20 protein-coding genes and 1 tRNA gene are annotated in these 26,095 nt (G+C 40.1%); 8 read left to right on the top strand and 13 right to left on the bottom strand.

Going from position 1 to position 26,095, the window contains the following annotated elements; translation table 11 throughout:
- Positions 1 to 21: 21 nt before the first annotated feature.
- Positions 22 to 92, bottom strand: a tRNA-Gln gene (locus CDW55_RS02545).
- 149 nt (positions 93 to 241) lie between these two features.
- Here CDW55_RS02545 and recA point away from each other — a divergent pair.
- Both recA and htpG read left to right on the top strand, forming a co-directional pair.
- Complete coding sequence (recA, locus tag CDW55_RS02540) at positions 242 to 1,243, top strand: recombinase RecA (RefSeq protein WP_088468150.1); 1,002 nt, start codon at positions 242 to 244, stop codon at positions 1,241 to 1,243.
- A gap of 140 nt (positions 1,244 to 1,383) precedes the next feature.
- Complete coding sequence (gene htpG, locus CDW55_RS02535) at positions 1,384 to 3,279, top strand: molecular chaperone HtpG (RefSeq protein WP_088468149.1); 1,896 nt, start codon at positions 1,384 to 1,386, stop codon at positions 3,277 to 3,279.
- Positions 3,280 to 3,457: 178 nt separating this feature from the next.
- Here htpG and CDW55_RS02530 read toward each other — a convergent pair whose 3' ends face one another.
- The 9 genes from CDW55_RS02530 to CDW55_RS02490 all read right to left on the bottom strand — a co-directional run bounded on the left by CDW55_RS02530 (position 3,458) and on the right by CDW55_RS02490 (position 14,797).
- Positions 3,458 to 3,763: an MGMT family protein gene (locus CDW55_RS02530; RefSeq protein ID WP_088468148.1), complete on the bottom strand. Its 306-nt coding sequence runs from the start codon at positions 3,761 to 3,763 to the stop codon at positions 3,458 to 3,460.
- Positions 3,764 to 3,775: 12 nt separating this feature from the next.
- Positions 3,776 to 5,011, bottom strand: coding sequence for an S-adenosylmethionine:tRNA ribosyltransferase-isomerase (locus CDW55_RS02525; protein ID WP_088468147.1), 1,236 nt, complete (start codon positions 5,009 to 5,011; stop codon positions 3,776 to 3,778).
- A gap of 122 nt (positions 5,012 to 5,133) precedes the next feature.
- The gene (locus tag CDW55_RS02520; protein ID WP_088468146.1) at positions 5,134 to 6,108 is read right to left on the bottom strand and encodes a deoxyhypusine synthase family protein; all 975 of its coding nucleotides are present in this window, start codon (positions 6,106 to 6,108) and stop codon (positions 5,134 to 5,136) included.
- Between the two features lie 158 nt (positions 6,109 to 6,266).
- Positions 6,267 to 6,647 (bottom strand): GreA/GreB family elongation factor, encoded by a 381-nt coding sequence (locus CDW55_RS02515; RefSeq protein WP_088468680.1) that lies wholly within the window; start codon positions 6,645 to 6,647, stop codon positions 6,267 to 6,269.
- Between the two features lie 309 nt (positions 6,648 to 6,956).
- Positions 6,957 to 7,370, bottom strand: a complete 414-nt coding sequence (locus CDW55_RS02510; protein ID WP_088468145.1) for a peptide chain release factor-like protein — start codon at positions 7,368 to 7,370, stop codon at positions 6,957 to 6,959.
- A gap of 10 nt (positions 7,371 to 7,380) precedes the next feature.
- Entirely contained in the window at positions 7,381 to 8,424 is a 1,044-nt protein-coding gene (locus CDW55_RS02505) for an AMP-binding protein (protein ID WP_088468144.1), read from the bottom strand.
- Complete coding sequence (gene argS / locus CDW55_RS02500; RefSeq protein WP_088468143.1) at positions 8,424 to 10,202, bottom strand: arginine--tRNA ligase; 1,779 nt, start codon at positions 10,200 to 10,202, stop codon at positions 8,424 to 8,426. The genes CDW55_RS02505 and argS overlap by 1 nt, the downstream gene beginning before the upstream one ends.
- Before the next feature lie 79 nt (positions 10,203 to 10,281).
- Positions 10,282 to 11,871 (bottom strand): SusD/RagB family nutrient-binding outer membrane lipoprotein, encoded by a 1,590-nt coding sequence (locus CDW55_RS02495; RefSeq protein ID WP_088468142.1) that lies wholly within the window; start codon positions 11,869 to 11,871, stop codon positions 10,282 to 10,284.
- 7 nt (positions 11,872 to 11,878) lie between these two features.
- Complete coding sequence (locus tag CDW55_RS02490; RefSeq protein WP_088468141.1) at positions 11,879 to 14,797, bottom strand: SusC/RagA family TonB-linked outer membrane protein; 2,919 nt, start codon at positions 14,795 to 14,797, stop codon at positions 11,879 to 11,881.
- Positions 14,798 to 15,243: 446 nt separating this feature from the next.
- Here CDW55_RS02490 and CDW55_RS02485 point away from each other — a divergent pair, with 446 nt between their 5' ends.
- Positions 15,244 to 15,855 carry a ribonuclease HII gene (locus tag CDW55_RS02485; protein ID WP_088468140.1) on the top strand — a complete coding sequence of 204 codons (612 nt, stop codon included), beginning with the start codon at positions 15,244 to 15,246 and terminating at the stop codon, positions 15,853 to 15,855.
- A gap of 257 nt (positions 15,856 to 16,112) precedes the next feature.
- On the opposite strand, the gene yidC is transcribed toward CDW55_RS02485, so the two are convergent.
- Positions 16,113 to 17,927 carry a membrane protein insertase YidC gene (gene yidC, locus CDW55_RS02480; RefSeq protein ID WP_088468139.1) on the bottom strand — a complete coding sequence of 605 codons (1,815 nt, stop codon included), beginning with the start codon at positions 17,925 to 17,927 and terminating at the stop codon, positions 16,113 to 16,115.
- A 163-nt stretch (positions 17,928 to 18,090) separates the two neighbouring features.
- Positions 18,091 to 19,698: a CTP synthase gene (locus tag CDW55_RS02475; protein WP_088468138.1), complete on the bottom strand. Its 1,608-nt coding sequence runs from the start codon at positions 19,696 to 19,698 to the stop codon at positions 18,091 to 18,093.
- Between the two features lie 240 nt (positions 19,699 to 19,938).
- On the opposite strand from CDW55_RS02475, the gene CDW55_RS02470 reads away from it, so the two are divergent.
- The 3 genes from CDW55_RS02470 (at position 19,939) to CDW55_RS02460 (ending at position 22,498) form a co-directional block, all read left to right on the top strand.
- The gene (locus CDW55_RS02470; RefSeq protein WP_088468137.1) at positions 19,939 to 20,466 is read left to right on the top strand and encodes a YceI family protein; all 528 of its coding nucleotides are present in this window, start codon (positions 19,939 to 19,941) and stop codon (positions 20,464 to 20,466) included.
- 98 nt (positions 20,467 to 20,564) lie between these two features.
- A complete protein-coding gene (gene radA / locus CDW55_RS02465) occupies positions 20,565 to 21,911 on the top strand; it encodes a DNA repair protein RadA (protein WP_088468679.1) in 1,347 nt (448 codons plus the stop codon).
- An 8-nt stretch (positions 21,912 to 21,919) separates the two neighbouring features.
- On the top strand, positions 21,920 to 22,498 hold the full coding sequence (locus tag CDW55_RS02460) for an ACP phosphodiesterase (RefSeq protein WP_088468136.1): 579 nt from the start codon (positions 21,920 to 21,922) through the stop codon (positions 22,496 to 22,498).
- Here CDW55_RS02460 and CDW55_RS02455 read toward each other — a convergent pair.
- Positions 22,495 to 22,995: a DUF6702 family protein gene (locus CDW55_RS02455; RefSeq protein ID WP_088468135.1), complete on the bottom strand. Its 501-nt coding sequence runs from the start codon at positions 22,993 to 22,995 to the stop codon at positions 22,495 to 22,497. The two genes, CDW55_RS02460 and CDW55_RS02455, sit on opposite strands and share 4 nt — an antisense overlap.
- Before the next feature lie 55 nt (positions 22,996 to 23,050).
- On the opposite strand from CDW55_RS02455, the gene CDW55_RS02450 reads away from it, so the two are divergent.
- Entirely contained in the window at positions 23,051 to 23,629 is a 579-nt protein-coding gene (locus CDW55_RS02450) for a HupE/UreJ family protein (protein ID WP_088468134.1), read from the top strand.
- Positions 23,630 to 23,712: 83 nt separating this feature from the next.
- Positions 23,713 to 26,082 carry a M1 family metallopeptidase gene (locus CDW55_RS02445; RefSeq protein WP_088468133.1) on the top strand — a complete coding sequence of 790 codons (2,370 nt, stop codon included), beginning with the start codon at positions 23,713 to 23,715 and terminating at the stop codon, positions 26,080 to 26,082.
- The last annotated feature ends 13 nt before the right edge of the window (positions 26,083 to 26,095 follow it).

Below are 26,095 nucleotides of genomic sequence, written 5' to 3'. Positions count from 1 at the left end.
AGAGCGTTATACCGAAATTTGTAGACCCACAGGGATTCGAACCCCGACAGGCGGTACCAAAAACCGAAGTGCTACCGTTACACCATGGGTCTGTCTTTATTTTGGTGGTGCAAATCTAAAAAATATTTTCTTATCGAACAAAACTTTTTTAAAAATAATTTAAAAAAAAATTAACATTTCATTTTTTCAGTGTCTTTTATAAAATTTTATTTCCGTACTTTTGAACAAATAATTTTTACAAATGAGCAGTACTGACGATAAGAAAAAAGCACTGGCGCTGGTGCTTGACAAACTAGATAAAACCTACGGAAAAGGCACCGTAATGACTTTGGGAGATGATTCTGTAGATACTTCCATTGAAGTGATTCCTTCCGGATCTCTCGGGCTTGACCTCGCTTTAGGAGTTGGCGGATACCCTAAAGGAAGAGTGATTGAAATCTACGGTCCGGAATCTTCGGGAAAAACAACTTTAACCCTGCACGCTATTGCAGAAGCTCAAAAGATGGGCGGAATTGCAGCATTTATTGATGCTGAGCACGCATTCGACAGGCATTATGCTTCCAAATTAGGAATTAATCTTGATGACTTAATTATTTCACAGCCGGATAATGGTGAGCAGGCTTTGGAAATTGCCGATAACCTGATCCGTTCTGGTGCGATTGATATCGTGGTGATCGACTCTGTTGCGGCTTTAACTCCAAAAGCGGAGATTGAAGGCGAAATGGGAGATTCCAAAATGGGGCTTCATGCAAGACTGATGTCTCAGGCTTTAAGAAAATTAACTGCAACCATTTCTAAAACAAAATGTACCGTGATTTTCATTAACCAGTTAAGAGAAAAGATCGGCGTAATGTTCGGAAATCCTGAGACTACAACCGGTGGGAATGCACTGAAATTTTACGCTTCCGTAAGAATTGATATAAGAAAGGCAAGTGCACCAATAAAAACCGGTGACGAAGCTGTAGGAAGCCGTGTAAAAGTGAAAATCGTAAAAAATAAAGTAGCTCCTCCGTTTAAAATGGCTGAATTCGACATTATGTACGGTGAAGGCGTATCGAAAGTAGGCGAAATTCTGGATATGGCGGTAGAAACCGGAGTTGTGAAGAAAAGCGGATCATGGTTCAGCTACGAAGAAACCAAACTCGGACAAGGCCGCGATGCGGTGCGCGATATGTTGAAAGACAATCCGGAACTTGCAGAAGAACTGGAAGCAAAAATTAAAGATAATTTACGCGAAAAATAATCCGAAAGGAAAATTATTATTACAAAAGACAGCGATATGCTGTCTTTTTTTGTTGCAATCTGAAAGAAAATGACATTTTGACACTTTCCCCGCGATGGTACTTTTTTTGAAAAAATCTGTTCAAATTAAATCTCAAAATTATGACTAAAGGAAATATCAATGTCTCAGTGGAAAATATTTTCCCGCTCATTAAAAAATTTCTCTACAGCGACCACGAAATCTTCCTTCGCGAACTGATTTCTAATGCAACAGACGCCACTTTGAAATTAAAACATCTTACCAATGTGGGCGAAGCAAATGTGGCTTACGGAAATCCACAGATTGAGGTTAAAGTCGAAAAAGAAAACAAAAAACTTCACATCATCGATCAGGGACTTGGGATGACAGGCGAGGAGGTTGAGAAATACATCAACCAGGTAGCCTTTTCCGGAGCTGAAGAATTCCTCGAAAAATATAAAGACAGTGCTAAAGATGCAGGTATTATCGGCCATTTTGGGCTCGGATTTTACTCCGCATTCATGGTTGCAGAGAAAGTGGAGATTTTAACAAAATCTTACAAGGAAGGCGAATCTGCAGTACGCTGGATCTGCGACGGCAGCCCGGAGTTTACTTTGGAAGAAACTACAGATAAAACCGACAGAGGAACTGAGATTATCCTTCATATCGCTGAAGATTCTACAGAGTTTCTGGAAGAATCGAGAATCCGTGAACTGTTGTTAAAGTACAATAAATTCATGCCTGTGCCGATTAAGTTCGGAACAAGAACAGAAACTTTGCCTTTACCGGAAGACGCAGCGGAAGATGCCAAACCGGAAACGAAAGAAGTTGATAACATCATCAACAATCCAACTCCCGCGTGGACGAAAGCTCCGGCTGATTTAAAAGATGAGGATTACCTGAATTTCTACAGAGAACTTTACCCAATGCAGTTTGAAGATCCTTTGTTCCACATTCATTTGAATGTTGATTATCCGTTCAATTTAACGGGTGTGCTCTTCTTTCCGAAACTGGGTAACAACCTGAACATCGAAAAAGATAAAATTCAGTTGTACCAGAATCAGGTTTTTGTTACCGATGAGGTGAAGGGAATTGTTCCGGACTTCCTAATGTTGCTGAGAGGCGTGATCGATTCTCCGGATATTCCGCTGAACGTGTCGCGTTCATATCTTCAGGCCGACGGTGCGGTGAAGAAAATTTCTTCTTACATCACCAAAAAAGTGGCCGATAAAATGGCGGCGCTGATGAATGAAAACCGGGAAGATTACGAGAAAAAGTGGAATGACATTAAAATCGTAATTGAATACGGAATGATCTCTGAAGAGAAATTCTATGATAAATCCGACAAATTTGCGCTTTATCCGAACGTTGATGGAAAATACTTCCTTTGGAATGAACTTGAAGAGAAAATTAAAGCGAACCAGACTGACAAAGACGGTAATCTGGTGATTCTTTATGCAAGCAATGAACATGATCAGCACAGTTATATTCAGGCAGCGCAGGATAAAGGCTACGAAGTTTTATTGCTCGATTCGCCCATCGTGCCGCATTTGATTCAGAAACTTGAAGCTTCGAAAGAGAAAATTCAGTTTGCAAGGGTAGATGCAGATCACATCAACAATCTTATTAAAAAAGATGAGCCTGCGATCTCCAAATTGAATGATACCGAAAAGGAAACCTTGAAGAAAAGCGTGGAAGAAGGTATTGCTGATACCAAATTCACCGTGCAGCTCGAGGATCTGGAGAGTACCGACGCGCCGTTCATCATCACGCAGCCTGAGTTTATCCGAAGAATGAAAGACATGCAGGCAACAGGCGGTGGCGGAATGTTCGGGATGGGCAACTTCCCCGAAATGTATAATCTGGTAGTGAATACCAACAGCGACCTTGCTGGCAAAATTCTTTCCACAGAAAGTGCCGAAGAGAAGACTTCACAAATTAAGCAAGCCTTAGATTTGGCGAAACTGTCGCAGAATCTTCTGAAAGGTAAGGAGCTTACCGAATTCATTCAACGAAGCTATCAGCAACTTGGGAAATAATTCGTGAAGAGTTTAAATAATTAATAATAGCAATCCCGTTTCATTTATTTGAAGCGGGATTTTTATGAGTCATCGGTACAGAAAATGGTTGCGCAAGCGTTAGAAATGGTTCCGCAAATATCAGAAACGATTCCGCAAACGCCTGTAGGGACCAAATTTGTGCAATACCAGCTTTTTGTTAAAGTTCGTGCAATGGACTCCAGAAGACTTTTTTAAAGTCTGTAATTTTATTTCCCTGAACTTTCACGCCTTCACGTGCCAGTCTTTCGGTGAATAAATGCAGGCAGCTCGCAGTGATGTGTCCGGAAGAATTGCAGACCCTGTGAGCCGGGAAATCTTCCTCGTATTTCCGCAGTGCATTCCCCACGTGTCTAGCGTGGTTCGGGTAACCAACCGCTTTTGCAATGGCACCATAGCTGGTAACTCTGCCTTTTGGTATCAATTTAATGATTTCAAAAACCTGTTTTTTAAACTGCTGGTCCATGATCAAACTTTATTAAGAGTATTTATTTCTTGGCAAAAGCAAACTTCCGTCACCGTAGCTTAGAAAGCGGTAGTTGTTTTCTAAAGCATGGGTGTAAATTTTTTTCCAGTTATTTCCAATTAAGGCAGAAACCAACAAAAGCAGCGTAGATTGCGGCTGATGAAAATTCGTTATCAGCCCGTTTACGATTTTGAAGGAATAACCCGGCGCGATGATAATTTCGGTTTCGATTGATAAATGATTTTGCCCGGTGCTTTTAATCCAGTTTAAAAGTGCATTGATGGCCTCTTCAGCGGTTGCCAAAACTTCGGTTTCGTAGGGAAGCCATTGGGTGATTTTCAGGTCTTCGTAGGTGATTTCTGGGTTTTGAAGAATTTTGTTGCCCATCCAGTAGATACTTTCCAACGTACGGGTAGAAGTGGTGCCGACGGTGATGATGGGGCGCCCGATTTTGCTTTTTAAATCTTCAAGAAAATCTGTGGTAATGTTGAGGTATTCCGCATGCATGATGTGATCTTCCATCTTTTCAGATTTCACAGGCTTAAAAGTACCTGCACCAACATGCAAAGTAGTGAACAGCGATGAAATACCTTTCTCCGCAAAATCATTCAGCACGCGTTCCGTAAAGTGCAGACCGGCTGTGGGCGCGGCTACGGAGCCTTCGTTTTCGGAGTAAACCGTTTGGTAAGCATCTTCGTCTGTTTTTTCTGCAACTCTTTTGATATAGGGAGGCAAAGGCGTAACTCCGGCTGCATCCATAATTTTCCTGAAAGGAATTTCGCCCGGTGACCACGAAAATTTCACTAGGTAAGCATCATCTAATTTGCCGGCAATTTCAGCGGACAGCTTTACCTTATGTCCTTCCAGATCAACAGATTTCGACAGCTCTTTTTCTTTCCATTTGGAAACTTTGCCGATAAAACAAATCCATGTCACGGAATTCTGTTCCAGAAAATGCTGTTCATAGTCGATGGCTTCGCCGTAGGGTTCCAGACAGAAAATTTCTATGTTTGCTCCGTTTTCGTTCTTAAAAAAGAGTCTGGATTTTACAACCTTGGTATCGTTAAAGACCAAAACAGCGTTTTCGGGAAGATATTCACTGATATTCTGGTAGATATCTTCGGATATTCTTTCGTCCTTATAAATTAGTAATTTTGATTGATCGCGGGGATTTACTGGGTTGTAAGCAATTTTTTCTGCCGGTAAATCGTAAGTGAAATCTTCGATTTTTAAGTACTTTGGATGCATGCTGCAAATCTCTGAAAATCTATAGTTTTTCACCAGAAAAATTTATTGTTTTTAATGATAATTACTGCGAAAAAAAACTCCTGCAATTTTTTGCAGGAGTTTTATTAATCTGTTTTTGGATTTTAAGAATTCTCTAAAATATAAGTGAACATGAGTGGTGCACAAATGGTAGCATCACTTTCAACGATATATTTCGGTGTATCGATATCGAGTTTACCCCAGGTAATTTTTTCGTTCGGCACTGCTCCTGAATAAGAACCGTAAGACGTTGTAGAATCGGAAATCTGGCAGAAGTATGCCCAGAAAGGCACATCTTCCCACTCCAGATCCTGGTACATCATTGGAACAACACAGATTGGGAAATCTCCTGCGATTCCTCCACCGATCTGGAAAAAGCCAACGCCTTTTCCACCTGAATTTGCACGGTACCATTCGGTCAGATAAATCATGTATTCAATACCCGATTTTACGGTATGAACATTCAGTTTTCCTTTAATTACGTTTGAAGTAAAGATATTTCCGGTGGTGGAGTCTTCCCAGCCCGGACAAACAATCGGCAGGTTTTTTTCTGCTGCAGCTACAATCCATGAATCTTTAGGATCAATTTCATAATATTGCTCCAGAACTCCGGAATTTACTACCTGATAAAGGAATTCGTGAGGGAAATAACGTTCGCCTTTTTCTTCAGCGGCATGCCAAACGTCTTCCAAATGCTTCTGCAAACGGCGGAACGCTTCTTCTTCAGGAATACAGGTATCGGTTACCCGGTTAAAATGCTGATCAAGCAGTTCTCTTTCCTGTTCTGGCGTTAAATCTCTGTAGTTAGGAACTCTTTTGTAGTGAGAGTGCGCAACAAGATTCATTACATCCTCTTCCAGGTTAGCACCGGTACACGAAATAATATCAACTTTATCCTGACGGATCATCTCGGCCAAAATTTTCCCCAGCTCTGCGGTTGACATTGCACCAGCCAAAGTAATCATCATTTTTCCGCCGTCTTTTAAATGGGCTACATAGCCTTTGGAAGCATCAACCAGAGCGGCTGCATTAAAATGCAGATAATATTTTTCTAAAAATTCTGTAATCGGTTTATTCATTTCTTTAATTGTTTTTGCAAAGATAATATTTTAGCACTGAACTTAATTTGAAATAGCTTTTTTAAACTTATTCAACCGCCTTTGTTTGAAAAGAAAAAAGTACAGCGGGCAAAGGCTGTACTTTTATGTAAATCATGGTAAAGGTTTGGGATTGTAAATTAGCCTTCCCAGTTTTCAACTTTCAGAATTTCAATTCTTCTTTCGCCGTCTTTAAAAGGATACTCTACAATATCACCCACTTTATATCCCATTGTCGCCAGAGCCATGTCGGAAAGGATAGAGTGTTTGTTTTTTTTCGGTCTTGCCTGTGCAACTCCTACAAAGATATATTCTTCTTCTTTGTTTAAAGTATGGTCTTTTACCGTTACTTTTCGGTCTACCGTTACTACATCTTCCGGAAGTTCTCTTCTTCTTACCTGCACGGCATTTCTAAGTTCCGAGGTAAGTCTTACTTCTTCATTTGGGGTTACTTTTTTTCTTCTGAGGTGATCTTTAATCGCATCGTAAATTCCTGTTGTTAAGATAATGTTCTGTGTCATTTTTTTATTTTTTTTGAATTGGATGATGTGTTTAATACAATCCAATGCAGGCCGAAAATATCAGGAGATATTCTGCCTGTGAAAACACATCAAAAATTAATAGTAAAAATGCTGAGATGCCCTGTCTTGGATCTGACAGGGATTAATTGATGAAATCTTTGGAACTTTTCAAGAACGAATCAGTATGCAAATAAAGCAAGGACAGCAAAAGTCTGGATATTCCGGTTTCGGATAAAAAGAATGATGTGACCATGTATTTATAAATTGATTTTTACAAATTTAAGAAATAAGTATTTACTAAACAACTGTTTAGCATAAATTAACGTTTTGCCTAAAACCGGAATTTGCAGTTTTCCTTTTTTTCTGAAAGTTGTTTCTTTGTCTGAATTCTCTTTTCGACCTGTCGTTTTTAAGGCTTGGTAGGTTTACGGATTTCGGTTTTATAAGTGCTTTATTTACAAGCTCTATAACCTTTTCAGTGGCAATTTTTTTGTTTTGAAGCTGCGTTCTGCTGTCGGATACCGTGAGTTGTAAGATGCCTTCCAGATTTATTCTGTTCTTCAGCTTTTGCGAAATAAGTTCAATTTCTTCAGCAGAAAAATGCGCGGTTTCTGAGGGCTTCCACATCACCGTAACCGCGGTCTCCACTTTATTCACGTTCTGTCCGCCTGCGCCGCTGCTGCGGGAGGTTTTATAGGTGAGTTCCTTTGTGAAGTTTTTCATGAGGGAGAAATTACTGCAGCAAATGTAGCAATTCTTTGCGGTTCAGCTTACCGTTTGGAATTCTCGGAAATACCGGAATAAAATGAATGGTTTTCGGAAGATGGTTTTTAGAAAATGTTTTTTTGGCTTCTTTCAGCGCTTCAACGAGTTGCGATGTAAGATCTTTAGTTTGCTCACCTTCGATGACCAAAACCAATTTCTGTCCCAGTTTTTCATCATTTACTCCTAAAAAAGCCGCTTCTCTGGGGATATATCTGTGCAGCAGGCTTTCAAGTTCTTCCGGATGAATCTTCAGCCCGCCGGAATTGATGACATTATCAATCCGTCCCAGAAATTTAAAGTGCCTTTCGTCTTTTAGTTCGACCAGATCATTGGTCTGCAGAATTTCCGGATGAATTTCCGGTGCTGAAATCTTTAAACATCTGCGTTCGTCCAAAGCAATTTCGATTCCTTTGAAAACCGAAAAATATTCTTCAGAAACTGGGTAAATCTGTTTTAAAGCAATGTGGGAAAGCGTTTCGCTCATGCCGTAAGTTTCGTAAACCGTAGTTTCGGTATTTTTGTCTTTCAGACTTTGGGAGATTTTATTTTTTAAACTCTGAGAAACCTGTGCGCCGCCAACGATAAGGTTTTTAATGAAATGTATTTTGTGTAAAGAGTTTTCAACCTGCAAAGGTGACATTGCGCAGAAGTCGGTATTTACCTCAAGATTTTGTACAGGTTTTGCTGTTGGAGTGGCAACAATTAATCTCAGTTTTCTTTCGAGTGCGCGTACGACCATCATTTTTCCTGAAATATATTCTACCGGCAGGCAGAGTAGGGCGGTGTCTCCTTCTTTAAGGTTCAGGAAGTTACAGGTCATTCTTGCGGAATTCAGCATTTTGCTTTTTTCAATCTCAAAAACCTTGGGAATTCCTGTAGAACCGGAAGTCTGAACCGGAACTTTGGTTGAATCCGACTGCCATTCCTTTAAAAAGGAAATCACTTTTTCCTCAAATTCGGTTTGGGGAGAAAGTGATTCGGGATTTATATTTTCAGTAAAATCGATGATCATTACATTCTGTCGACTGTTCCTATTCCCAGAAGTCCCAGGCCTTTTTTAATGGTTTTTCCGGTTAAGGCTGAGAGTTCCAGGCGGAACTGTTTTGCAACGGCATCATCCTGCTTAAGAATCGGGTTGTTCTGATAAAAAGAGTTGTATGATTTTACCAGTTCATAAATATAATTGGCAACCAAAGCCGGCGAGAGTGTTTCCGCAGCTTTAGAAACTACCTCTTTGAAGTTAAAGATGTTCATCATCAAATCCTTCTCAGAATCGTTGATTTCATAATCTGAAATATTTTGCTCCTGATATTCTGCTTTAGCGAGCAACGACTGGATTCTCGCGTAGGTATACTGAATGAAAGGCCCGGTATTACCGTTGAAATCAATGCTTTCCTTTGGATTGAACAGCATTTTTTTCTTCGGATCCACTTTCAGCATGAAGTATTTCAGTGCGCCTAAACCAACGGTTTCGTAAGATTTTTCTTTCTCGTCTTCTGTAAGATTTTCGAGTTTCCCCAGTTCTTCTGCTTTTTCTTTGGCTGTATCCACCATTTCCTGCATCAGGTCATCGGCATCAACTACGGTTCCTTCGCGGGACTTCATTTTGCCTTCCGGAAGTTCTACCATTCCGTAAGAAAGGTGGTAAAGGTTTTCTGCCCAGCTATAGCCCAATTTCTTCAGGATTTTGAACAGCACATCGAAATGATAATCCTGCTCGTTTCCTACGGTATAGATAAGTTTCTGGATATTATTTTCTTTGAAACGCTGAACTGCCGTACCCAAATCCTGGGTCATATAAACCGAAGTTCCGTCGGATCGTAGCAATAGTTTATGATCTAAACCTTCGTCGGTTAAATCACACCAAATGGAGCCATCATCTTTTCGGTACAGAACACCTTTCAGCAAACCTTCCTGTATGAGGTCTTTACCTAACAGATACGTGTTGCTCTCGTATTGAACCTGGTCAAAATCGACGCCCAGTCTTTTATAGGTCTGCCCAAAACCTTCGTAAACCCAGGTATTCATTTCGCTCCAGAGATTTCTTACTTCTTCGTTGCCTTTTTCCCAGTCTAAAAGCATTTTCTGAGCTTCCAGAATAATCGGTGCCTGTTTCTTTGCTGCATCTTCATCATAACCCTGTGCTACAAGTGCTGCGATTTCTTTTTTGTAATTTTTGTCGAATTCTACATAGTAATTCCCGACAAATTTATCACCTTTTGTAGTTGTAGATTCGGGAGTTTCTCCATTGCCGAATTTTTCCCAGGCCAGCATTGACTTGCAGATATGGATTCCCCGATCATTAATGATTTGGGTTTTGATCACATCGTAACCGTCTTCTTTAAGGATTTGTGCGACAGAATATCCTAATAAATTGTTTCGGATGTGGCCTAAGTGAAGTGGTTTGTTGGTATTGGGAGAAGAATATTCCACCATGACGGTTTCGTTCTTTGGAGCTACTTGATCGAAGTTTTCTTTGGTAGATTTAAAATTCTCTAAAAAGAAACTTTTCTTAATGGTAAGATTTAGGAAACCTTTGACCACATTGTAGCTTTCCACAAGATCGGATTGCGTGGAAAGAGCATCACCCAGTTCCATTGCGATGAGATCCGGACTTTTCTTTAAAACCTTCACGAGAGGGAAGGTCACGATTGTAAAGTCGCCTTCAAACTCCGATTTGTTTTGCTGCACTTCAAGCTTGATGGAATTCGGATGATTCACATCATCAATCTGAAAAACGGACTTGATCACTTCGGCAATTTTATCTTCAATAATTTCTTTCGTATTCATCGTCAAATTTTGAGTTACAAATATACGTAAATAAAAAAACCACTCCGAAGAGTGGTTTAAGAATTATAACTAAGTTGAATTAGTTTTTATCCCAGATAAGTTTTGTATTCATTTTGTCTCCTCCAATAGCAGCTGCAGCAGCGGCATAATTTTCAGGATTCAAAGTTTGAATTACCGTTGGATAGAATAATCTTGTTGGTAAATCTGTAAGACCAGCGATTAGCGGTTCGAATACATAAGTTGTAGCTCCACTTACCGGATCTGGTACATTCAGGGCATAAGTTTCGCCCGGAAGTAAAAGAACGCTTGTGTCAGGATATCCTGTTCTTCTGTAATCAGCCCAAGCTTCATAAGGCTGCATGAATAATGCTACATATTTCTGAGTTAAAACATTTTTCATGTTTGCTGGAGGTAAAGTTGCTACAAAAGCATCTGCAGCAGCAGCGCTTACACCCCATTTAGTCATAGAAGCCTTAACTCCTTTTTCATAGTTAGACTGGCTCCAACCGTTAGCCTCACTTAATAAGAACTCTACTTCAGAATATTCCATTAAAATCTCAGTATAGTTTCTTTTGTAAACATGTTTGCTGAAGAAGTTAGACTGACCTGCTTGTGCTGTGGACATAGACTGATCTAAACCATATGGTTGACCTACATAATCTGCAGGATCGGTAGATTCAGTATAAGAACCATCAAGGATTGTAGCCTTAAGCGTACCCATAGGTGCTGCATATTTAAACAATCTTGGATCCAGACCAAAGTTACCATTAGTACCTTTTAGTAAATCAATGAAAGTCTTAGATACTGAGAAGTCAGAACGAGTTCTGAAATCGTTGTACATTGGTGATGGGTTTACGAGGTTATTCTCATAAGTTACCCCAACATTATCAGCATTAGAAGTCATTACACCCGCAGCAATAGCTTCGGCTAAATGAGCTTCAGCTCCAGGAACCACACCTTTTACACGTGTAGCAACTCTTAATCTTAGGGAGTTGGCAAACTTTTTCAGTTTACTAGCATCTCCACCGAAAAGAATATCACCTTGGATGAAAACTGGCTGGTCAACTTCAACCATTGCAGCAGCTTCTTTCAATTCTTTCATGATGTCAGCATAAACCTTCGCCTGAGATGCAAACTTAGGTTTTAAATACTGATTTGCATTTAGAGCTTGAAAGTCTGCGTCATTGTTTCCATAAGAGTAGTAAGGAATATCACCGAATGTATCTGCAAGATTTAAGAATACATAAGATAACATTACTCTTGAAGCAGCAATTTGGTTTGCATTAGAACCGTAAGCACTTGTAGGTCCTGCAGTAGCAGGGTCGGTGTTCATTCTAATAATTTCTCTGTAGTTAGATGCTGCGGTGTAAAGTTGAGTCCATATTGCATCCCCGCTCGTAAGTCTGTATGCATATCTGTCTTCATCTGTATAAGCAACCTGTGCAGAATACTGCATCCATGGTAAGGTAACTCTGGCTGATTCGAATGAGTTTCTTGTAGCATCGGTTACAATCTTGTTCGCTGCGTTCCAAACCCCATAACTTAGAGCTGCCTCAGGCGAGTTCGGGTTCTGATTAATCTCATCGAAATCCTGAGTACAACTCACAATTGCGGTGGATGTAAGTAAAACTGCGGCAAAAGCGTAAGCAATTTTTTTTATATTTTTCATTGTCTAATTAAAATTTGAAGTTAACGTTAAATCCGTATTGTCTAGTAGAAGGAAGTGATCCACCTTCTAGTCCCTGGATGTTTCCTGAACCGTAAGACGTGTTCTCAGGATCCATTCCTTTCCAATCTAAATTCCAGGCAAGTAGGTTTCTACCAAATGCTGAAATTCTAACTCCTTCTAGGAATCCTCCGATAATTGACTTCGGTAAGTCGTACCCAAGAGTTACATCTCTAAGTTTGATGTAGTCTGCATCGAAAACGTTCAAAGCATCTACAGTATTATAGTGCATTGCACCGTATTGCTGTGCTGTTAGGTTTCTGGTGTTTGGGGTTCCGTTAGCAAGTACTCCTTCCAAAGTAATACCTGCCGCTCTGTTTCCGCCGAATGCTGATTCTTCGATCATACCGGAATACATTCCCCACATGTGTGAAGTAGAGAAATATTTACCGCCTTTCTGCATATCAAATAGGAATGATAAGCTTAGGTTTTTATATTTCATGGTATTTCTAAGACCCATGTTATAATCAGGCAAGGTAGAACCTAAGTTTTTGATTCCTGTGGCAGCGTAACGGCCGTTTGCAGCAATCACTTTATTTCCGTTTGCATCGTAGACAAAATCTGTACCGTAGATTGCTCCGTAAGATTCACCTTCTACTGCCAGTAAACGTGCTCTAAAAGGTGCGTTTGTTAATTGGTAAGTAGTTACACCCTCGTAAAGTTTTACGATTTCATTTTCATTCTTGGCAAAGTTCCAGTTAAGAGTCCATGAGAAATCCTCTGTTTTAACCGGTGTTACAAATACCATTGCTTCGATACCTTTGTTGCTGATTTCACCGGCGTTGATCAGGTTTGTTCTAAATCCTGTTGCAGGGTCAATCGTTAAAGGAAGAATTGCATCGGTAATTTTAACATCGTAATACGTTACATCTAAACCAAATCGGTTTTTGAAGAAGTTAGCTTCAATACCAATCTCTTTGGTTTCTTTCATCTCTGGCTTCAACTCAGGGTTGTTATTCTGTGTGCTCAGGGTGTATCGTGGTACTCCGTTGAAGTTGATAGCCTGGTTCATAACGTTGGTAAGTTGGTATGGAGCAGTATCACTTGCTACTGTTGCCCAACCAGCTCTAATCTTACCGAATGATAACCAGTCTGTTTTCAAAACGTTAGAGAACACGAAACTACCGGTTACAGAAGGATAGAAACCATCTTCATACGTCGTACTGAACCAGTCATTTCTTCCTGTAGCTTCAATGAACAATGTTTCTTTGTATCCTAATGAAACTGATCCGAATACAGAGTTCACTCGTCTGTTGAAATCATCATTCTGAGCTAGCGGAGTCTCGATACTGTTTCTTAAGTTATAGAAATTAGGAATAATCAAACCACCTACAGTCTGTCCGAAAAGTCTGCTTAATTTAGAATTTCTTCTGTTCGCTCCAACGAAAGTATTCAATGTGAAGTCATCGGAGATTCTTGGATTCCAGTGAACACGTGCTTCGTAGTTGAATTCTGAAAAGTTTCTAGAATTAGTTTCATACCCTGAAGTTGACTGAGATCCAATTGCTACTCGGGAATCATTATCCTGGGAATAAATATCAGCGTACACTTTACCTACAACATATAAGTTGTCTAGGATGTTATAAGTTAAACCGGCATTACCAAAGAATCTGTTTCTTCTGTCATTAGAAACGTTTTCGTAGATTGTCCAGTAAGGGTTGTCAGAGTATAATGGAGTTGGATCGTCCCAAGCTGTTCTGTTCCAGCTTCTTTGCATCCCATTTGCTAATTTATAGTCTTTCAGTTTAGAGAAATCCAATTGTCTTTGTCCCCACTGGTAGAATTTCTGAGCTACGGAGTTGTCACCATATCCCTGTTCAGGTCTGTTGAAACCGTGAGTCTGAACAAAGTTCATCCCTGTTTCCAACTTAAGTTTTTCGCTCAATTCACTGTTCAGGTTAATTGCGAAATTGTGTTTCTTAATACTACTTGTTGGTACGATACCAGAAATGTCTGTATTCGTGTAAGAAACTCTTAAGTTTGATTTTTCAAATGATTTTGAAACTGCAATGTTATTCGTAAGTGTAATTCCAGTATCGAAGAATGAATCTACATCATGAGTAGGAGCAACCCAAGGGATTGTCTTTAAGTAATCACCTGCAAACTCAGGATCAAATGCATTCCAAGGAAGATACATTAAGTTAGGATCGTATTTTGGCCCCCACGATTCATCCATGCCATAGTCTGCAATATTGTACGTTTGGCCGTTAATTACAGCAGTTGGTAGTTCATCAGCTAAACCACCACCGTAGTAATTCTGTAGTTGTGGACGGATATAAATCGACTCAAAAGACACACCGGTATTCAATTCAATAGAAGTTTTACCTCTTTTTGCCTGCTTAGTGGTGTAAATAATTACGCCATTGGAAGCTCTTGAACCGTAAAGTGCAGCAGCCGGACCACCTTTCAATACTGTTACAGATTCGATATCATCCGGGTTAATATCAAAAGTCGTATCACCATAATCTCTACCTCCTGCACCTCTTTGGGTGTTGGTGTCGTTGATGTTACTGTTGTCTAATGGCACGCCATCAACAATAATAAGCGGTCTGTTTTCACCGATGATTGAACTTACCCCTCTCATTGTGATTCTGGTAGAACCACCCATAGATGAAGGAGAGGTAACTGTAACCCCCGCTACGTTACCTGATAAAGCACTCAAGGCATTGTTTTGCCCTGCGTCAGAGATGGTTTCACCTTTAACCTCCTGAGCTGCATACCCAATAGATTTTTTCTCTCTTTTAATACCTAAAGCCGTTACTACAACGCCTTCGATATCCTGCGTTCTGGCGGTATCAACCTGTGCATTTACCAAAGCAAATGAGGAGGTTAAAACTACAGCTAAAACGCTTGTTGTTAGTTTCTTCATATCAAATTAAATTTTTTCATTGAGACAAAAGTGCAAAACTTTCACAATATGACCAAACATTTTGTTAATTAATTCTTAATAATCTAATAAATATCTTGCGTTGCTGTATTTAATGTAACAATTATTACAAATGTGTGAATTTATCAAAATTGGAAGCATTTTTATGATAAATATCATGCAGATTTAAATAAAATAGTAAAATATAATTGTTTATGGCAATCTTTTTATATTAACTATGCAATGAAAATTAAGTTAAATTACGTTAATCTTATAGAATTTTTAAGTTTTTTACAGTTCAACTGGTTTGAGTTAAATGTGTTTAAAAAGCAAATTTTCGAACTGTAGAATCCCTTAATTGTCCCTCCACGGCGAAAAATTTAGTTAGTTTTTACGTAATAATTGTAATTTTACAAACGATTATTGAGTATAAATTTTGTTCGTTTTATATGGATTTGCTTAAAAAATGGTCAGAACATTATATAGAAGCAGGCTGTGATGAAGTCGGCAGAGGCTGCCTGTGCGGTCCTGTGGTGGCTGCGAGTGTTATTATTGACGAGAATTTCACACATACTTTGGTTGATGATTCGAAAAAACTAACCTTCAGGACACGGATGGAGTTGGATTCCTACATCAAAGATCAGGTGGTGGAATATTCCATCGCCGAAGTTTCCCCGGAAGTAATTGATGTTCACAATATCTTAAATGCAAGTATCATGGCAATGCATCATGCGCTTGATCAACTCAAAACCCGCCCGGAACTTATCCTGGTTGATGGAAACAGATTTCATCCCTATCAGTCTATTCCACACGAATGTATTGTAAAAGGAGATGCCAAACTGCTCTCGATTGCATGCGCATCAATTCTGGCAAAAAATTACAGAGACAAGCTGATGATCGCGCTTCACAAAGAGTTTCCGGAATATGGCTGGGCTACCAATATGGGTTATGCTACAAAGCAGCATCAGGAAGCTTTGAACAAATACGGTCCCACCATCCATCACCGAAGATCATTCCGACTGGATTACAGGGTTTGCGGTGAGCATTCTTACGCGGGCTAAGTCGAAAACATTTTGCTGATTCTGCCGGTATATTCATTTAGTCAGCCTACACTAAGCTACCACCTAAATCAATTATAAGTTCATTATAACTCCACTATGACTCCAATGTTTTATTAGAGTTATATTGGACTTATATTGGACTTACGTAAAAGAAAACCTTAAGCTTTTGAGGATGAATGATGAATGACCTTAAAATATGGCTATAAAAAAAAGCGGAAAATCAATTCCGCTTTTTTGTCTTGTATAATAAGATAATCTTATTTCTTTTTCTTGGCCTGTTGCTGTTGGGCTTTTTGCTGTTCCTGCGCCTGTTCCATCATTTCGCGCATTCTTTTCTGGAACTTACCTTCTTTTTTAGGTTCCTTCTGCTTGTTGGCCTGTATCTGTGCATGGATTTTCTTTTCATCCAGAATCCAGTATTTAATGACAAGAATAATTAAGATGTTAATGGCATTCGATACAAAATAATACCATGAAAGTCCGGATGCTGAAGTGTTCAGGAAGAAAAGGAAGGTAATCGGGAAGATGTACATCAGCACTTTCATATTCGGCATTCCTTCCTGCTGTGGCTGCTGAATGTTTCCGGAAGTCATTACCGTATAAATCAAGATTACCACCGTACACGCAATTGCGAAAATACTTAAATGCTCGCCTAAGAACGGAATATGGAAGGGCAGTTTAATTACATCATCATAAGCCGTTAAATCCTTGGCAAACCAGAAGCTTTTGCCTCTGAGGTCGATCATGTTCGGGAAGAAACGGAAGAGCGCATAGAAAATCGGGATCTGCAGCAAGGCCGGCAAACATCCCGCCATCTGATTTACCCCGGCTTTCCGGTAAACTGCCATTGTTTCCTGTTGTTTTTTTAAAGGATCTGCATCCTTAAATTTTGCATTTACTTCATCAATCTCCGGACGGATAACACGCATCATTGCGCTGAGTTTGTGCTGTTTGAACATTACCGGCGAAAGAATAATCTTCACAATAATCGTCATCAGGAAAATTACCCAACCTGCAGCCAATCCCCAGCTGGAGATAAGATTGTACATTGGGATGAAGAACCAGCGGTTCATGCTTCCGATAAATGACCAGCCCAAAGGCAGCAATTCATCGAAGTTTTTGTCGTAGGATTTTAATAAAGGCAAATCCAAAGGCATAAAGTACCATTTGAAATTTTGATTTAATTCGTTTCCGGCCAAATCAACCTGCCCGTTGAAGTTAAATTTCTTCAGAAACTCACCTTCTTCCACCATTTCCTGAGAACCTTTAGAGTTTTTGAAACCGTGTTGCGGTTCGATCACAGCAGAGAAAAACTGCTGTTTTATGGCAAGCCAGTTCAGGGTTTCATCCGGCTCGTCCATTTCGGTTCTGCCGTCATAATCAAAACTCTTGTAATTGTTAAATGAATAATTGAATTCGGTATGGGTTTGCTCCTGGGCACGGCCTTTTTCTAAACCGCGGGCATTGAAATCCCAAACGAAATCTGCCTTCTGATCCGCAACCAGTTGATGTAATCCCTGTGTTTTCACATTGAAATCCACCGTATATTTGTCGAGCAGGGTATAAATAAACTGAATCACCGCACCGTTTGCATTGGCCTGCATCGTCACCGTGTTGCCACTTTGTGTCGGTGTAAAAATAAGGTCTTTTGTGTTGAAGGTTTTGCCTGTTTTGTCTTTGAACTGAAAACCGTAAGACGAGTTGTTCCTGTCGAATATTAAAAGATCCCTGTCGTTGATGTCGCTTTGTGGGTTATAAGCTTTGTATTCATTAAGTTGTACGGTAGAAATCTGTCCGCCCAAAGTAGAAATTCCCAAGCTCAGTTCCTTGTTTTTCAACTGCACCTGCTGAATGGAGGTGGCTTTCACACTGTCGTTTAAGTTGGTAACAACAGCGGGTTTGGTACTGTTGGCAATCATGGTTTGAGTGGTTTTTGCCTTGTTTTCGGCATCTAAAAGCTGTTGCTCGGTAGCCTGTTTGTTTTGGAAGTAAAACATCGCTCCAATAAGGATCATGGAAAACAGGGCGAAACTAATCAGTTGATTTTTATCTAAACCGTTATTTTGTTGCATCTTTTTAATTGATTGTTTGGATTATCGGGTTGGAATTTAAACCGTTCTTACCCCTTTAATTTTGGCTGACAAAAATACTGATTTTTTTGGCAATGAAGAATTTTTTGTCAACTCATTTAAAAACAAAGAGATAAAAAACATTTTGTCTTTTATCTCTTCGGTTTTATTTTTTGGTTGCTGCCTTTATCAACGCTTTAAAAAGCGGATGAGGCGATGCTACAGTGCTTTTGTATTCCGGGTGATATTGTACACCGATGTAGAACGGATGGTTTTTAAGTTCCAGGGTTTCTACCAAACCGGTTTCAGGGTTCAGTCCGGTCGGGAGAAGGCCGTTCTTTTCGAATTCTTCTTTGTATTCTGAATTGAATTCGTAGCGGTGGCGATGTCTTTCAGAAATATTTTTTGAGCCATAGATTTCCAAAAGTTTGGAATTTGGTTTTAAAGTGCATTTCCACGCGCCCAATCTCATAGTTCCGCCTTTATCTACCACATTTTTCTGCTCTTCCATCAAAGAGATCACCGGATCTGCTGTGGAAGTGTCGAATTCCATAGAGTTGGCTTTTTTGTATCCCAGAACATTTCTGGCGAATTCGATGGTCATGATCTGCATTCCGAGACAGATTCCCAAGAGCGGAATATTATTTTCGCGGGCATATCTTGCGGCTGAAATTTTTCCTTCGATTCCTCTGTCGCCAAAACCTGGAGCGATCAGCATACCGTCGATTCCGGATAAAGTTTCTTTTATATTGTCTTCCGTAAGATCGCCACTGTAAACCCAACGGATTTTTACTTCGGTCTCCAAATCTGCACCGGCGTGAATAAACGCTTCAGCAATGGATTTATAGGAATCCTGAAGTGAGACATATTTGCCGACAAGCGCGATTTCCACAGATTTTTTAGGATTCTGGTATCTTTTCAGGAAGTTTTTCCAGTCTTTTAAATCAGCTTCTGAGTCTGATTTTAAGCCAAGTTCCTTAAGGACGACATCGTCAAAATCCTGTTTTTGGAGATGAAGCGGAACTTCGTAAATCGTCTCCATATCCCGGCATTCAATAACATTTGCCAAAGGCACATTACAGAACTGGGCAAGTTTGGCGCGCTGTTCCTTAGGAATTTTGTGCTCAGTCCGGCAAACTAAAACATCTGCCTGAATTCCGCTTTCCATTAACTGTCTTACAGAATGCTGAGATGGTTTTGTTTTCAGTTCCCCACTTGCTGCAAGGTAAGGCAGCAAAGTAAGGTGAATCACCATAGAATTGTTTTCGCCGAGTTCCCATTTCAGCTGGCGAACCGACTCTATGTAAGGAAGCGATTCTATATCTCCCACCGTTCCACCAATTTCGGTGATAATGATATCATAGTTCTGCTTTGCAAGAATTTTAATTCTGCGCTTAATTTCATTGGTAATATGCGGGATGACCTGCACGGTTTTTCCAAGGAAATCTCCTTTTCTTTCCTTCTCAATTACGGTTTGGTAAATTTTACCGGTGGTAACGTTATTGTTTTGGGAGGTGGCGGAATTCAGGAATCTTTCATAATGTCCGAGGTCCAGGTCGGTTTCAGCGCCGTCTTCCGTTACGTAGCATTCGCCGTGTTCGTAGGGGTTTAAGGTGCCGGGATCGATGTTGATATAAGGGTCAAGTTTCTGGATGGTGACATTGTAACCGCGGGATTTTAGCAGAAGTCCCAAAGAAGCGGAAACAATTCCTTTTCCCAAAGATGAAGTAACACCTCCTGTAACGAAGATGTATTTCGTGTTCTTTTTACTCATTAGATTAGGTTTGTGCAAAGTTAAGCGAATTTGCAACATGGGACAAATTAATCCTGTCGAAAGTCATGTAAATTAAGGTGGATAATTGAAAAATTTTCAATATGTTGGTCTTCAAATAGTTAAAGCTTAATCGGGGTGAGAAATGTCATTTTTAATTACGGAAAAATGCGCTTAACTTTACACTAGAAAATAGGTCCAAGAAACAGAAAACAATTAAATATTAACTTAAATATTAAAGAAATGAAAAACACTCTTAAATCCGTAATGCTCCTGTTCGCTGTTACTTTTTTTGGTTTTGTAAATGCACAAAACATCACAGGTAAATCTACAAAAATCGCTGTTGATGGAACTTCTCCGATGCATGACTGGACGATGACAGCCTCTTCAGCTAACTTCAGCGGTACGGTTAGCGGAAACGCTATTACCAACGTAAAATTCAGTATGCCCGCAAAAAACCTGAAAAGTACCAAAGGTAAAATGATGGATAATAAAGCTTACGATGCCCTGAAAGCCGATAAATCGCCGAACATCAGTTTTACTGCGACTTCTTTAAGCGTAGGTAAAGGGAATTTAGCCGGTAAACTTACGATAGCAGGAGTTACAAAAGATGTGAGCTTCCCAGTAAATGTTGTAAAAAACGGCGCATCTTATAATATTACAGGAACTGAAAATCTTAAATTATCGGATTTCGGAATGGAAAGACCTGGTTTCATGGGTGTAAAAACAGGTGATGCGATTAAAGTTACTGTGAATATCGTAGCCAACTAAGAAGAAAGTTAAATCCCTATATTAAGTAGCCGCTCCTTTCAGCGGTTATTTTTTTGCTAAAATCTGCGTAATTGAAAAAAAAGCATGAAATTCGCAACATGGCAAAAGTGAAAACGGCATATTTCTGTCAGAACTGCGGGACGCAATACCCGCAATGGCTTGGGCAGTGTAAAAACTGTGGCGAATGGAATACTTTGGTGGAAGAAATTGTAGAGAAAACTCCGGCTAAAAGTTTTTCGGACCGCTCCAAGCAGCATATCATCAATATCATCGAAGTTGAAACCAACGAAGAGCCGCGGATTAAAACACCCTCCGAAGAACTGAACCGTGTTCTGGGCGGCGGAATTGTTCTGGGTTCGGTTACTTTAATCGGCGGGGAACCGGGGATCGGGAAATCGACTTTGTTATTGCAGCTTGCGCTGAAGATGAAGAAGAAAATTCTTTACGTTTCCGGCGAAGAAAGCGCATCTCAAATTAAAATGCGTGCAGACCGGCTCACAGAACTTCAGAATCCGCATTGTTATCTTTTTACTGAAACTTCAGTGGAAAAGATTCTTCACGAAGCTAAAAAACTGACGCCGGATTTTGTGATCATCGATTCCATACAGACGCTGCAAAGCCAGCTCATCGAAAGTTCGCCCGGTACCGTTTCCCAAATCCGGGAATGTTCGAATGAAATCATTAAATACGCTAAAGAAAGCAACACGCCGGTGTTTTTAGTGGGACATATCACCAAAGACGGTCAAATAGCCGGCCCGAAAGTCCTGGAACACATGGTTGATGTTGTTCTGAATTTTGATGGCGACCGAAATCATTTGTTCAGACTCTTACGTGCGAACAAAAACCGTTTCGGTTCTACCTCAGAAATTGGGATTTATGAAATGGTTTCCCAGGGTTTAAAAGAGATTAAAAATCCTTCAGAAATCCTCATCACCAAAAAATTTGAAGAACTTTCCGGAAATTCTGTCGCGGTAACTTTAGAAGGAAACCGCCCGATGCTCATCGAGATTCAGGCTCTGGTAAGTACCGCGGTGTATGGAACGCCGCAGCGAAGCTGTACGGGTTTCGATTCGAAAAGGCTTAATATGCTTCTGGCGGTTTTAGAGAAGCGTGCAGGCTTCCAGCTGGGCGCGAAAGACGTTTTCCTGAATATTACCGGCGGCATCAAAACCGATGATCCGGCGCTGGATTTGGCTGTGGTAGCTTCGGTACTTTCCTCCAACGAAGATATTGCGATTTCCGAACATTTCTGTTTTGCGGGAGAAATTGGACTGAGCGGAGAAATCCGTCCGGTGTCGCAGATCGAACAGCGCATTTCGGAAGCTGAAAAACTGGGCTATGAAAAGATTTTTGTTTCGAATTTGAATAAAATTCCAAAAAAGAAGTTCGGAATTACGATTGTTGAAGTAAGTAAAATTGAGGATTTTCATGAATATTTGTTTTAAATTTACTTATGAATTTCCTCGCCCATTCTTACCTCACTTTTACCGATGAACAGATTGTCGGGCAGTTTCTGCAGGATTTCATCCGGAACAAAGACCGGTTTTCGTTTCCGGAAAAAATAGGAGAGGGCATCACTTTACACCGCGCCATCGATACGTTTACTGATGCGCATCCGGAAATTCATGAAGCGAAGAAAATATTCAGTCCGTTGGTGAGATTGTATGCCGGTGCTTTTGTGGATGTAAGTTTCGATTATTTTCTCGCCAACTCTATACCTGATAAGGCTTTAAAAGCGCATTCAGAAAAAGTGTACCGCGTATTGAGAAATCATGAAGAATTATTGCCGCCAAATTTGCTGAGAATGCTCGACAGCATGGAAAAAGACAATTGGCTTTATAATTACCGCGAAGAGTGGGGGATTGAGTTTTCGATCCGGAATGTCCTTAACAAAGCGAAGTATCTGAATAAAAATCTGGCAGTTTTTGAAGTTTTTCTGAACCACAAACCACAACTTCAGTATCATTTTGATCATTTTTTTCCTGATCTCGTGGCGGAAGTACAGAAAATTAATGCAGAATTCCGTTCTTAGAAGTTCTGGTAAAGATAACGGTCGGGATAATTTAATCTTTGGCTTTTTCGGTTTCCGTTGACAATAATATGAACGATATTCAGCTGATCATCGAAAAGATTATAGAGAAAACTTACCGCGGTCTCTACTTTTTTTGGCTGAGCCACTTTCTCTGATTCCAGATAAATATTCACCGATTCGCTGTCTTCTTCGTAGCCTAAATAATTAATTTTTAGGAATTTGTTATTTACTTTGAGTTTTAGGTATTCTTCGCAGTACTTTATCAGATAGTTGTTGATTTGAGCTTTATACTGTTCGGAATTAAAGTGTACCGCTTTGCCGTATTTTTCCTTCAAAGCATTTTCCAGGTCATCCAAAAAAAACTTTCCGCTGATCTCGAACGTTTCTGATTTGGAATTGTAATTAAATTCCATAGATCCAACGTGATAAGGATGAATTTCGCTTGCTGAGCTGAGGCCGAAAACCGAAAAAAGGAGGATGAAAAATAACTTTTGCATGGTTCAAAAATAGAAATAAATTTTGTATTATCGTGCCGCTAAAAATATGCGGTATATGAATGATTTTTTATTTTATCTGAATCTGGGTTGGGAACATATTATTTCACTGGATGCGCTGGATCATCAGCTTTTTGTATTGGTTTTGGTCGCAGTTTTTGCGGTAAAGGACTGGAAAAACATTTTCTGGATTATCACTGCATTTACCATAGGTCATTCAATTACTTTGGCTTTAAGTGTCTTCGATATCGTACGTGCGCCGGCGAAATGGGTGGAATTTTTAATCCCACTAACCATTGTCATCACCGCTCTGGATAACATTCTGATGCGCAACAAGCAGAATAATCTCATGAAAATGAATTTCTATATTGCCCTGTTTTTTGGATTGATTCACGGGATGGGATTTGCCAACACCGCAAGAATGATGATTGCCAATGAACAGCACATCTTTGTACCGCTTTTAGGTTTCAACATTGGATTGGAGCTAGGTCAGATCGCTGTGGTAGCAGGTATTTTAATCGTACAGTTTGTTTTGCTCAACCTTTTTAAAGTTAACCGAAAAGACTGGATTATGTTTATCTCTTCAGGGGTTTTTGCGCTGTCTTTAAAAATGACTTTAGAAAGAATTCCGTTTTAATCTGTAAAAGTTTACAATTATAGTCTGTTTTCTGTAACGATTTCTTAATTTTGATGACTATTGTATCATATCACAAACTAACTATGAAGTTCAAATCCGTCTTTATATCACTTTTTATTCCATTTGGAATTTTCGCCCAGAATATTCAAAACAATCCAAACAGCAATCACGGCAATAAGTTTGAGCAACTCGGCACAATTCTGCCGACACCAAATGTGTACCGCACTGCTTCCGGCGCGCCAGGTCAGGGATATTGGCAGAACAGGGCCGATTATGAAATTACAGCTTATCTTGATGAGGATAAAAGAAATTTAAAGGGCTCAGAAACCATTACTTACTATAATAATTCTCCCGACGATCTGGATTATTTGTGGCTTCAACTCGATGAAAATGAGCAGTCTTCTATAAATAATGCGGGCTATCATGATTCTTCATTTATCCCCAAGCAAACCACGACCGAGCGTTTGAAAGTCACTGATCTGCCTGAAAAAAATAACGGATACGGCGTGAATCTGGCGAAAGTAACCGATGCTTCCGGAAAACCTTTAAAATATGTGGTGAATAAAACCATGATGCGTATCGACCTGCCTAAAGTTTTGAAGAAAGGTGAAAAATTCGTCTTCAAAATCGACTGGAACTATAATATTCCGAATCGCATGACGATGGGCGGAAGAGGCGGTTACGAATATTTTCCGGAAGATGGTAATGATCTGTACACCATCACCCAGTGGTTTCCAAGAATGTGCGTATACAGCGACTTCAAAGGCTGGCAGAATAACCAGTTTACCGGAAGAGGCGAATTTGCCTTGGTGTTCGGTAATTATAAAGTGACGATGAACGTTCCTGCGGATCATATTGTAGCTTCAACAGGCGTTGGTAAAAATTTCGAGCAAGTATTAACACCGGCACAGCTGCAGCGTTGGAAGCAGGCACAGACTGCAAATGAACCGCTGGAAATTGTCACTTTAGAAGAAGCTAAAAAAGCCGAAAAGAACAAGTCAAAACAGAGAAAAACCTGGGTTTTCGAAGCGGAAAATGTACGTGATTTCGCCTGGACTTCTTCAAGAAAATTCGTTTGGGACGCCATGAAAGTGGTAATTCCCGAAAACAACAACCAGGTAATGGCGATGAGTCTCTATCCGAAAGAAGCCTATAATCTTTACCGTAAATTCTCTACAAAGGCAGTAGCGCACACGATAAAAACATATTCAGAATTCACGGTGCCTTATCCGTATCCGGTGGCGCAGTCTGTTGAGGCGGCAAACGGTATGGAATATCCGATGATCTGTTTCAATTACGGAAGAACCGAGAAAGACGGAACCTATTCCGAAGGAATCAAAAACGGAATGATCGGCGTAATTATTCATGAAGTGGGTCATAACTTTTTCCCGATGATCATTAATTCCGATGAAAGACAGTGGAGTTGGATGGACGAAGGTTTGAATACTTTCGTAGAATACTTAACAGAAGAAAAATGGGACAATAAATTCCCTTCAAGAAGGGGTCCGGCGCACACGATTGTTGATTATATGAGATTGCCGAAAGATCAGCTGGAGCCGATCATGGTAAATTCAGAGAATATTATTCATTTCGGTCCGAACGCTTATGCAAAACCGGCCACAGGTCTTAATATCTTGCGCGAAACCATCATGGGAAGAGAACTTTTTGATGAGGCTTTTAAAACCTATTCCAAAAGATGGGCTTTCAAACATCCGGAACCTGCAGATTTTTTCAGAACGATGAATGATGCCAGCGGCGAAAACCTCGACTGGTTCTGGCGTGGCTGGTTCTACGGAACCGATGCGGTAGACATTTCAATTGATAAAGTAACTGTGGCTACACCTGATTTTGATGCCGCTCCGAAATCACGGGAAATCAGTTACACTGTCGAAAAGCCTTTGCAGAATGATTTCGAGGATATTTCTAAAATCAGAAACCGAAACGATAAGAACATTGAATTTTATACCGACAAAGACAAGAGCACCCAGGATTTTTACTGGAGATATAACCGCGGAATGGAGAAAGTTGATGACACGAAGAAATATTCCATGAAAGTCGACAATATGGAGAAAGTAAGTTCAAAAGACAAAGCGCAACTTCAGAATGTTATTGCTTACCAGATCGATTTCAGCAACAAAGGCGGGTTGGTAATGCCGATAATTCTTGAATTTACTTTCGAGGACGGGACCAAACTCACCGATAAATCATCAGCCCAAATCTGGCGAAAGAACGAGCAGAAAGTTTCTAAAACCTATTATTTCGATAAAAAACTGAAATCCATTCAGCTTGATCCGATGAGAGAGACTGCGGATATCGACACCTCAAACAATTTCTGGGGCGAGATTCCAGCTCCCGCTTCCAGATTTGAAGTCTTCAAACAGAAAAATGAAGCTGCCGCAAGAGGCGCCGCACAGGGACAGGTAAATCCAATGCAGGCCGCAGGAAAGAAATAATTTTGAAAAAAAA

Origin of the sequence: Chryseobacterium sp. VAUSW3, assembly GCF_002205795.1 — a bacterium.
GTDB lineage: Bacteria > Bacteroidota > Bacteroidia > Flavobacteriales > Weeksellaceae > Kaistella > Kaistella yananensis.
The sequence above is the reverse complement of the archived record's forward strand: the minus strand, read 5'-3'. Positions and strand labels throughout refer to the sequence as shown.

Excerpts from the sequence above, each read along its gene's own strand:
- yidC (WP_088468139.1), bottom strand. The coding sequence starts at position 17,927 with ATGCAACAAAATAACGGTTTAGATAAAAATCAACTGATTAGTTTCGCC.
- CDW55_RS02445 (WP_088468133.1), top strand. The coding sequence starts at position 23,713 with ATGAAGTTCAAATCCGTCTTTATATCACTTTTTATTCCATTTGGAATT.
- radA (WP_088468679.1), top strand. The coding sequence starts at position 20,565 with ATGGCAAAAGTGAAAACGGCATATTTCTGTCAGAACTGCGGGACGCAA.
- recA (WP_088468150.1), top strand. The coding sequence starts at position 242 with ATGAGCAGTACTGACGATAAGAAAAAAGCACTGGCGCTGGTGCTTGAC.
- CDW55_RS02505 (WP_088468144.1), bottom strand. The coding sequence starts at position 8,424 with ATGATCATCGATTTTACTGAAAATATAAATCCCGAATCACTTTCTCCC.
- CDW55_RS02475 (WP_088468138.1), bottom strand. The coding sequence starts at position 19,698 with ATGAGTAAAAAGAACACGAAATACATCTTCGTTACAGGAGGTGTTACT.
- CDW55_RS02485 (WP_088468140.1), top strand. The coding sequence starts at position 15,244 with ATGGATTTGCTTAAAAAATGGTCAGAACATTATATAGAAGCAGGCTGT.
- CDW55_RS02530 (WP_088468148.1), bottom strand. The coding sequence starts at position 3,763 with ATGGACCAGCAGTTTAAAAAACAGGTTTTTGAAATCATTAAATTGATA.
- CDW55_RS02515 (WP_088468680.1), bottom strand. The coding sequence starts at position 6,647 with ATGACACAGAACATTATCTTAACAACAGGAATTTACGATGCGATTAAA.
- CDW55_RS02520 (WP_088468146.1), bottom strand. The coding sequence starts at position 6,108 with ATGAATAAACCGATTACAGAATTTTTAGAAAAATATTATCTGCATTTT.
- CDW55_RS02455 (WP_088468135.1), bottom strand. The coding sequence starts at position 22,995 with ATGCAAAAGTTATTTTTCATCCTCCTTTTTTCGGTTTTCGGCCTCAGC.
- CDW55_RS02510 (WP_088468145.1), bottom strand. The coding sequence starts at position 7,370 with ATGAAAAACTTCACAAAGGAACTCACCTATAAAACCTCCCGCAGCAGC.
- CDW55_RS02495 (WP_088468142.1), bottom strand. The coding sequence starts at position 11,871 with ATGAAAAATATAAAAAAAATTGCTTACGCTTTTGCCGCAGTTTTACTT.
- CDW55_RS02490 (WP_088468141.1), bottom strand. The coding sequence starts at position 14,797 with ATGAAGAAACTAACAACAAGCGTTTTAGCTGTAGTTTTAACCTCCTCA.
- CDW55_RS02525 (WP_088468147.1), bottom strand. The coding sequence starts at position 5,011 with ATGCATCCAAAGTACTTAAAAATCGAAGATTTCACTTACGATTTACCG.
- CDW55_RS02460 (WP_088468136.1), top strand. The coding sequence starts at position 21,920 with ATGAATTTCCTCGCCCATTCTTACCTCACTTTTACCGATGAACAGATT.
- argS (WP_088468143.1), bottom strand. The coding sequence starts at position 10,202 with ATGAATACGAAAGAAATTATTGAAGATAAAATTGCCGAAGTGATCAAG.
- CDW55_RS02470 (WP_088468137.1), top strand. The coding sequence starts at position 19,939 with ATGAAAAACACTCTTAAATCCGTAATGCTCCTGTTCGCTGTTACTTTT.
- CDW55_RS02450 (WP_088468134.1), top strand. The coding sequence starts at position 23,051 with ATGAATGATTTTTTATTTTATCTGAATCTGGGTTGGGAACATATTATT.
- htpG (WP_088468149.1), top strand. The coding sequence starts at position 1,384 with ATGACTAAAGGAAATATCAATGTCTCAGTGGAAAATATTTTCCCGCTC.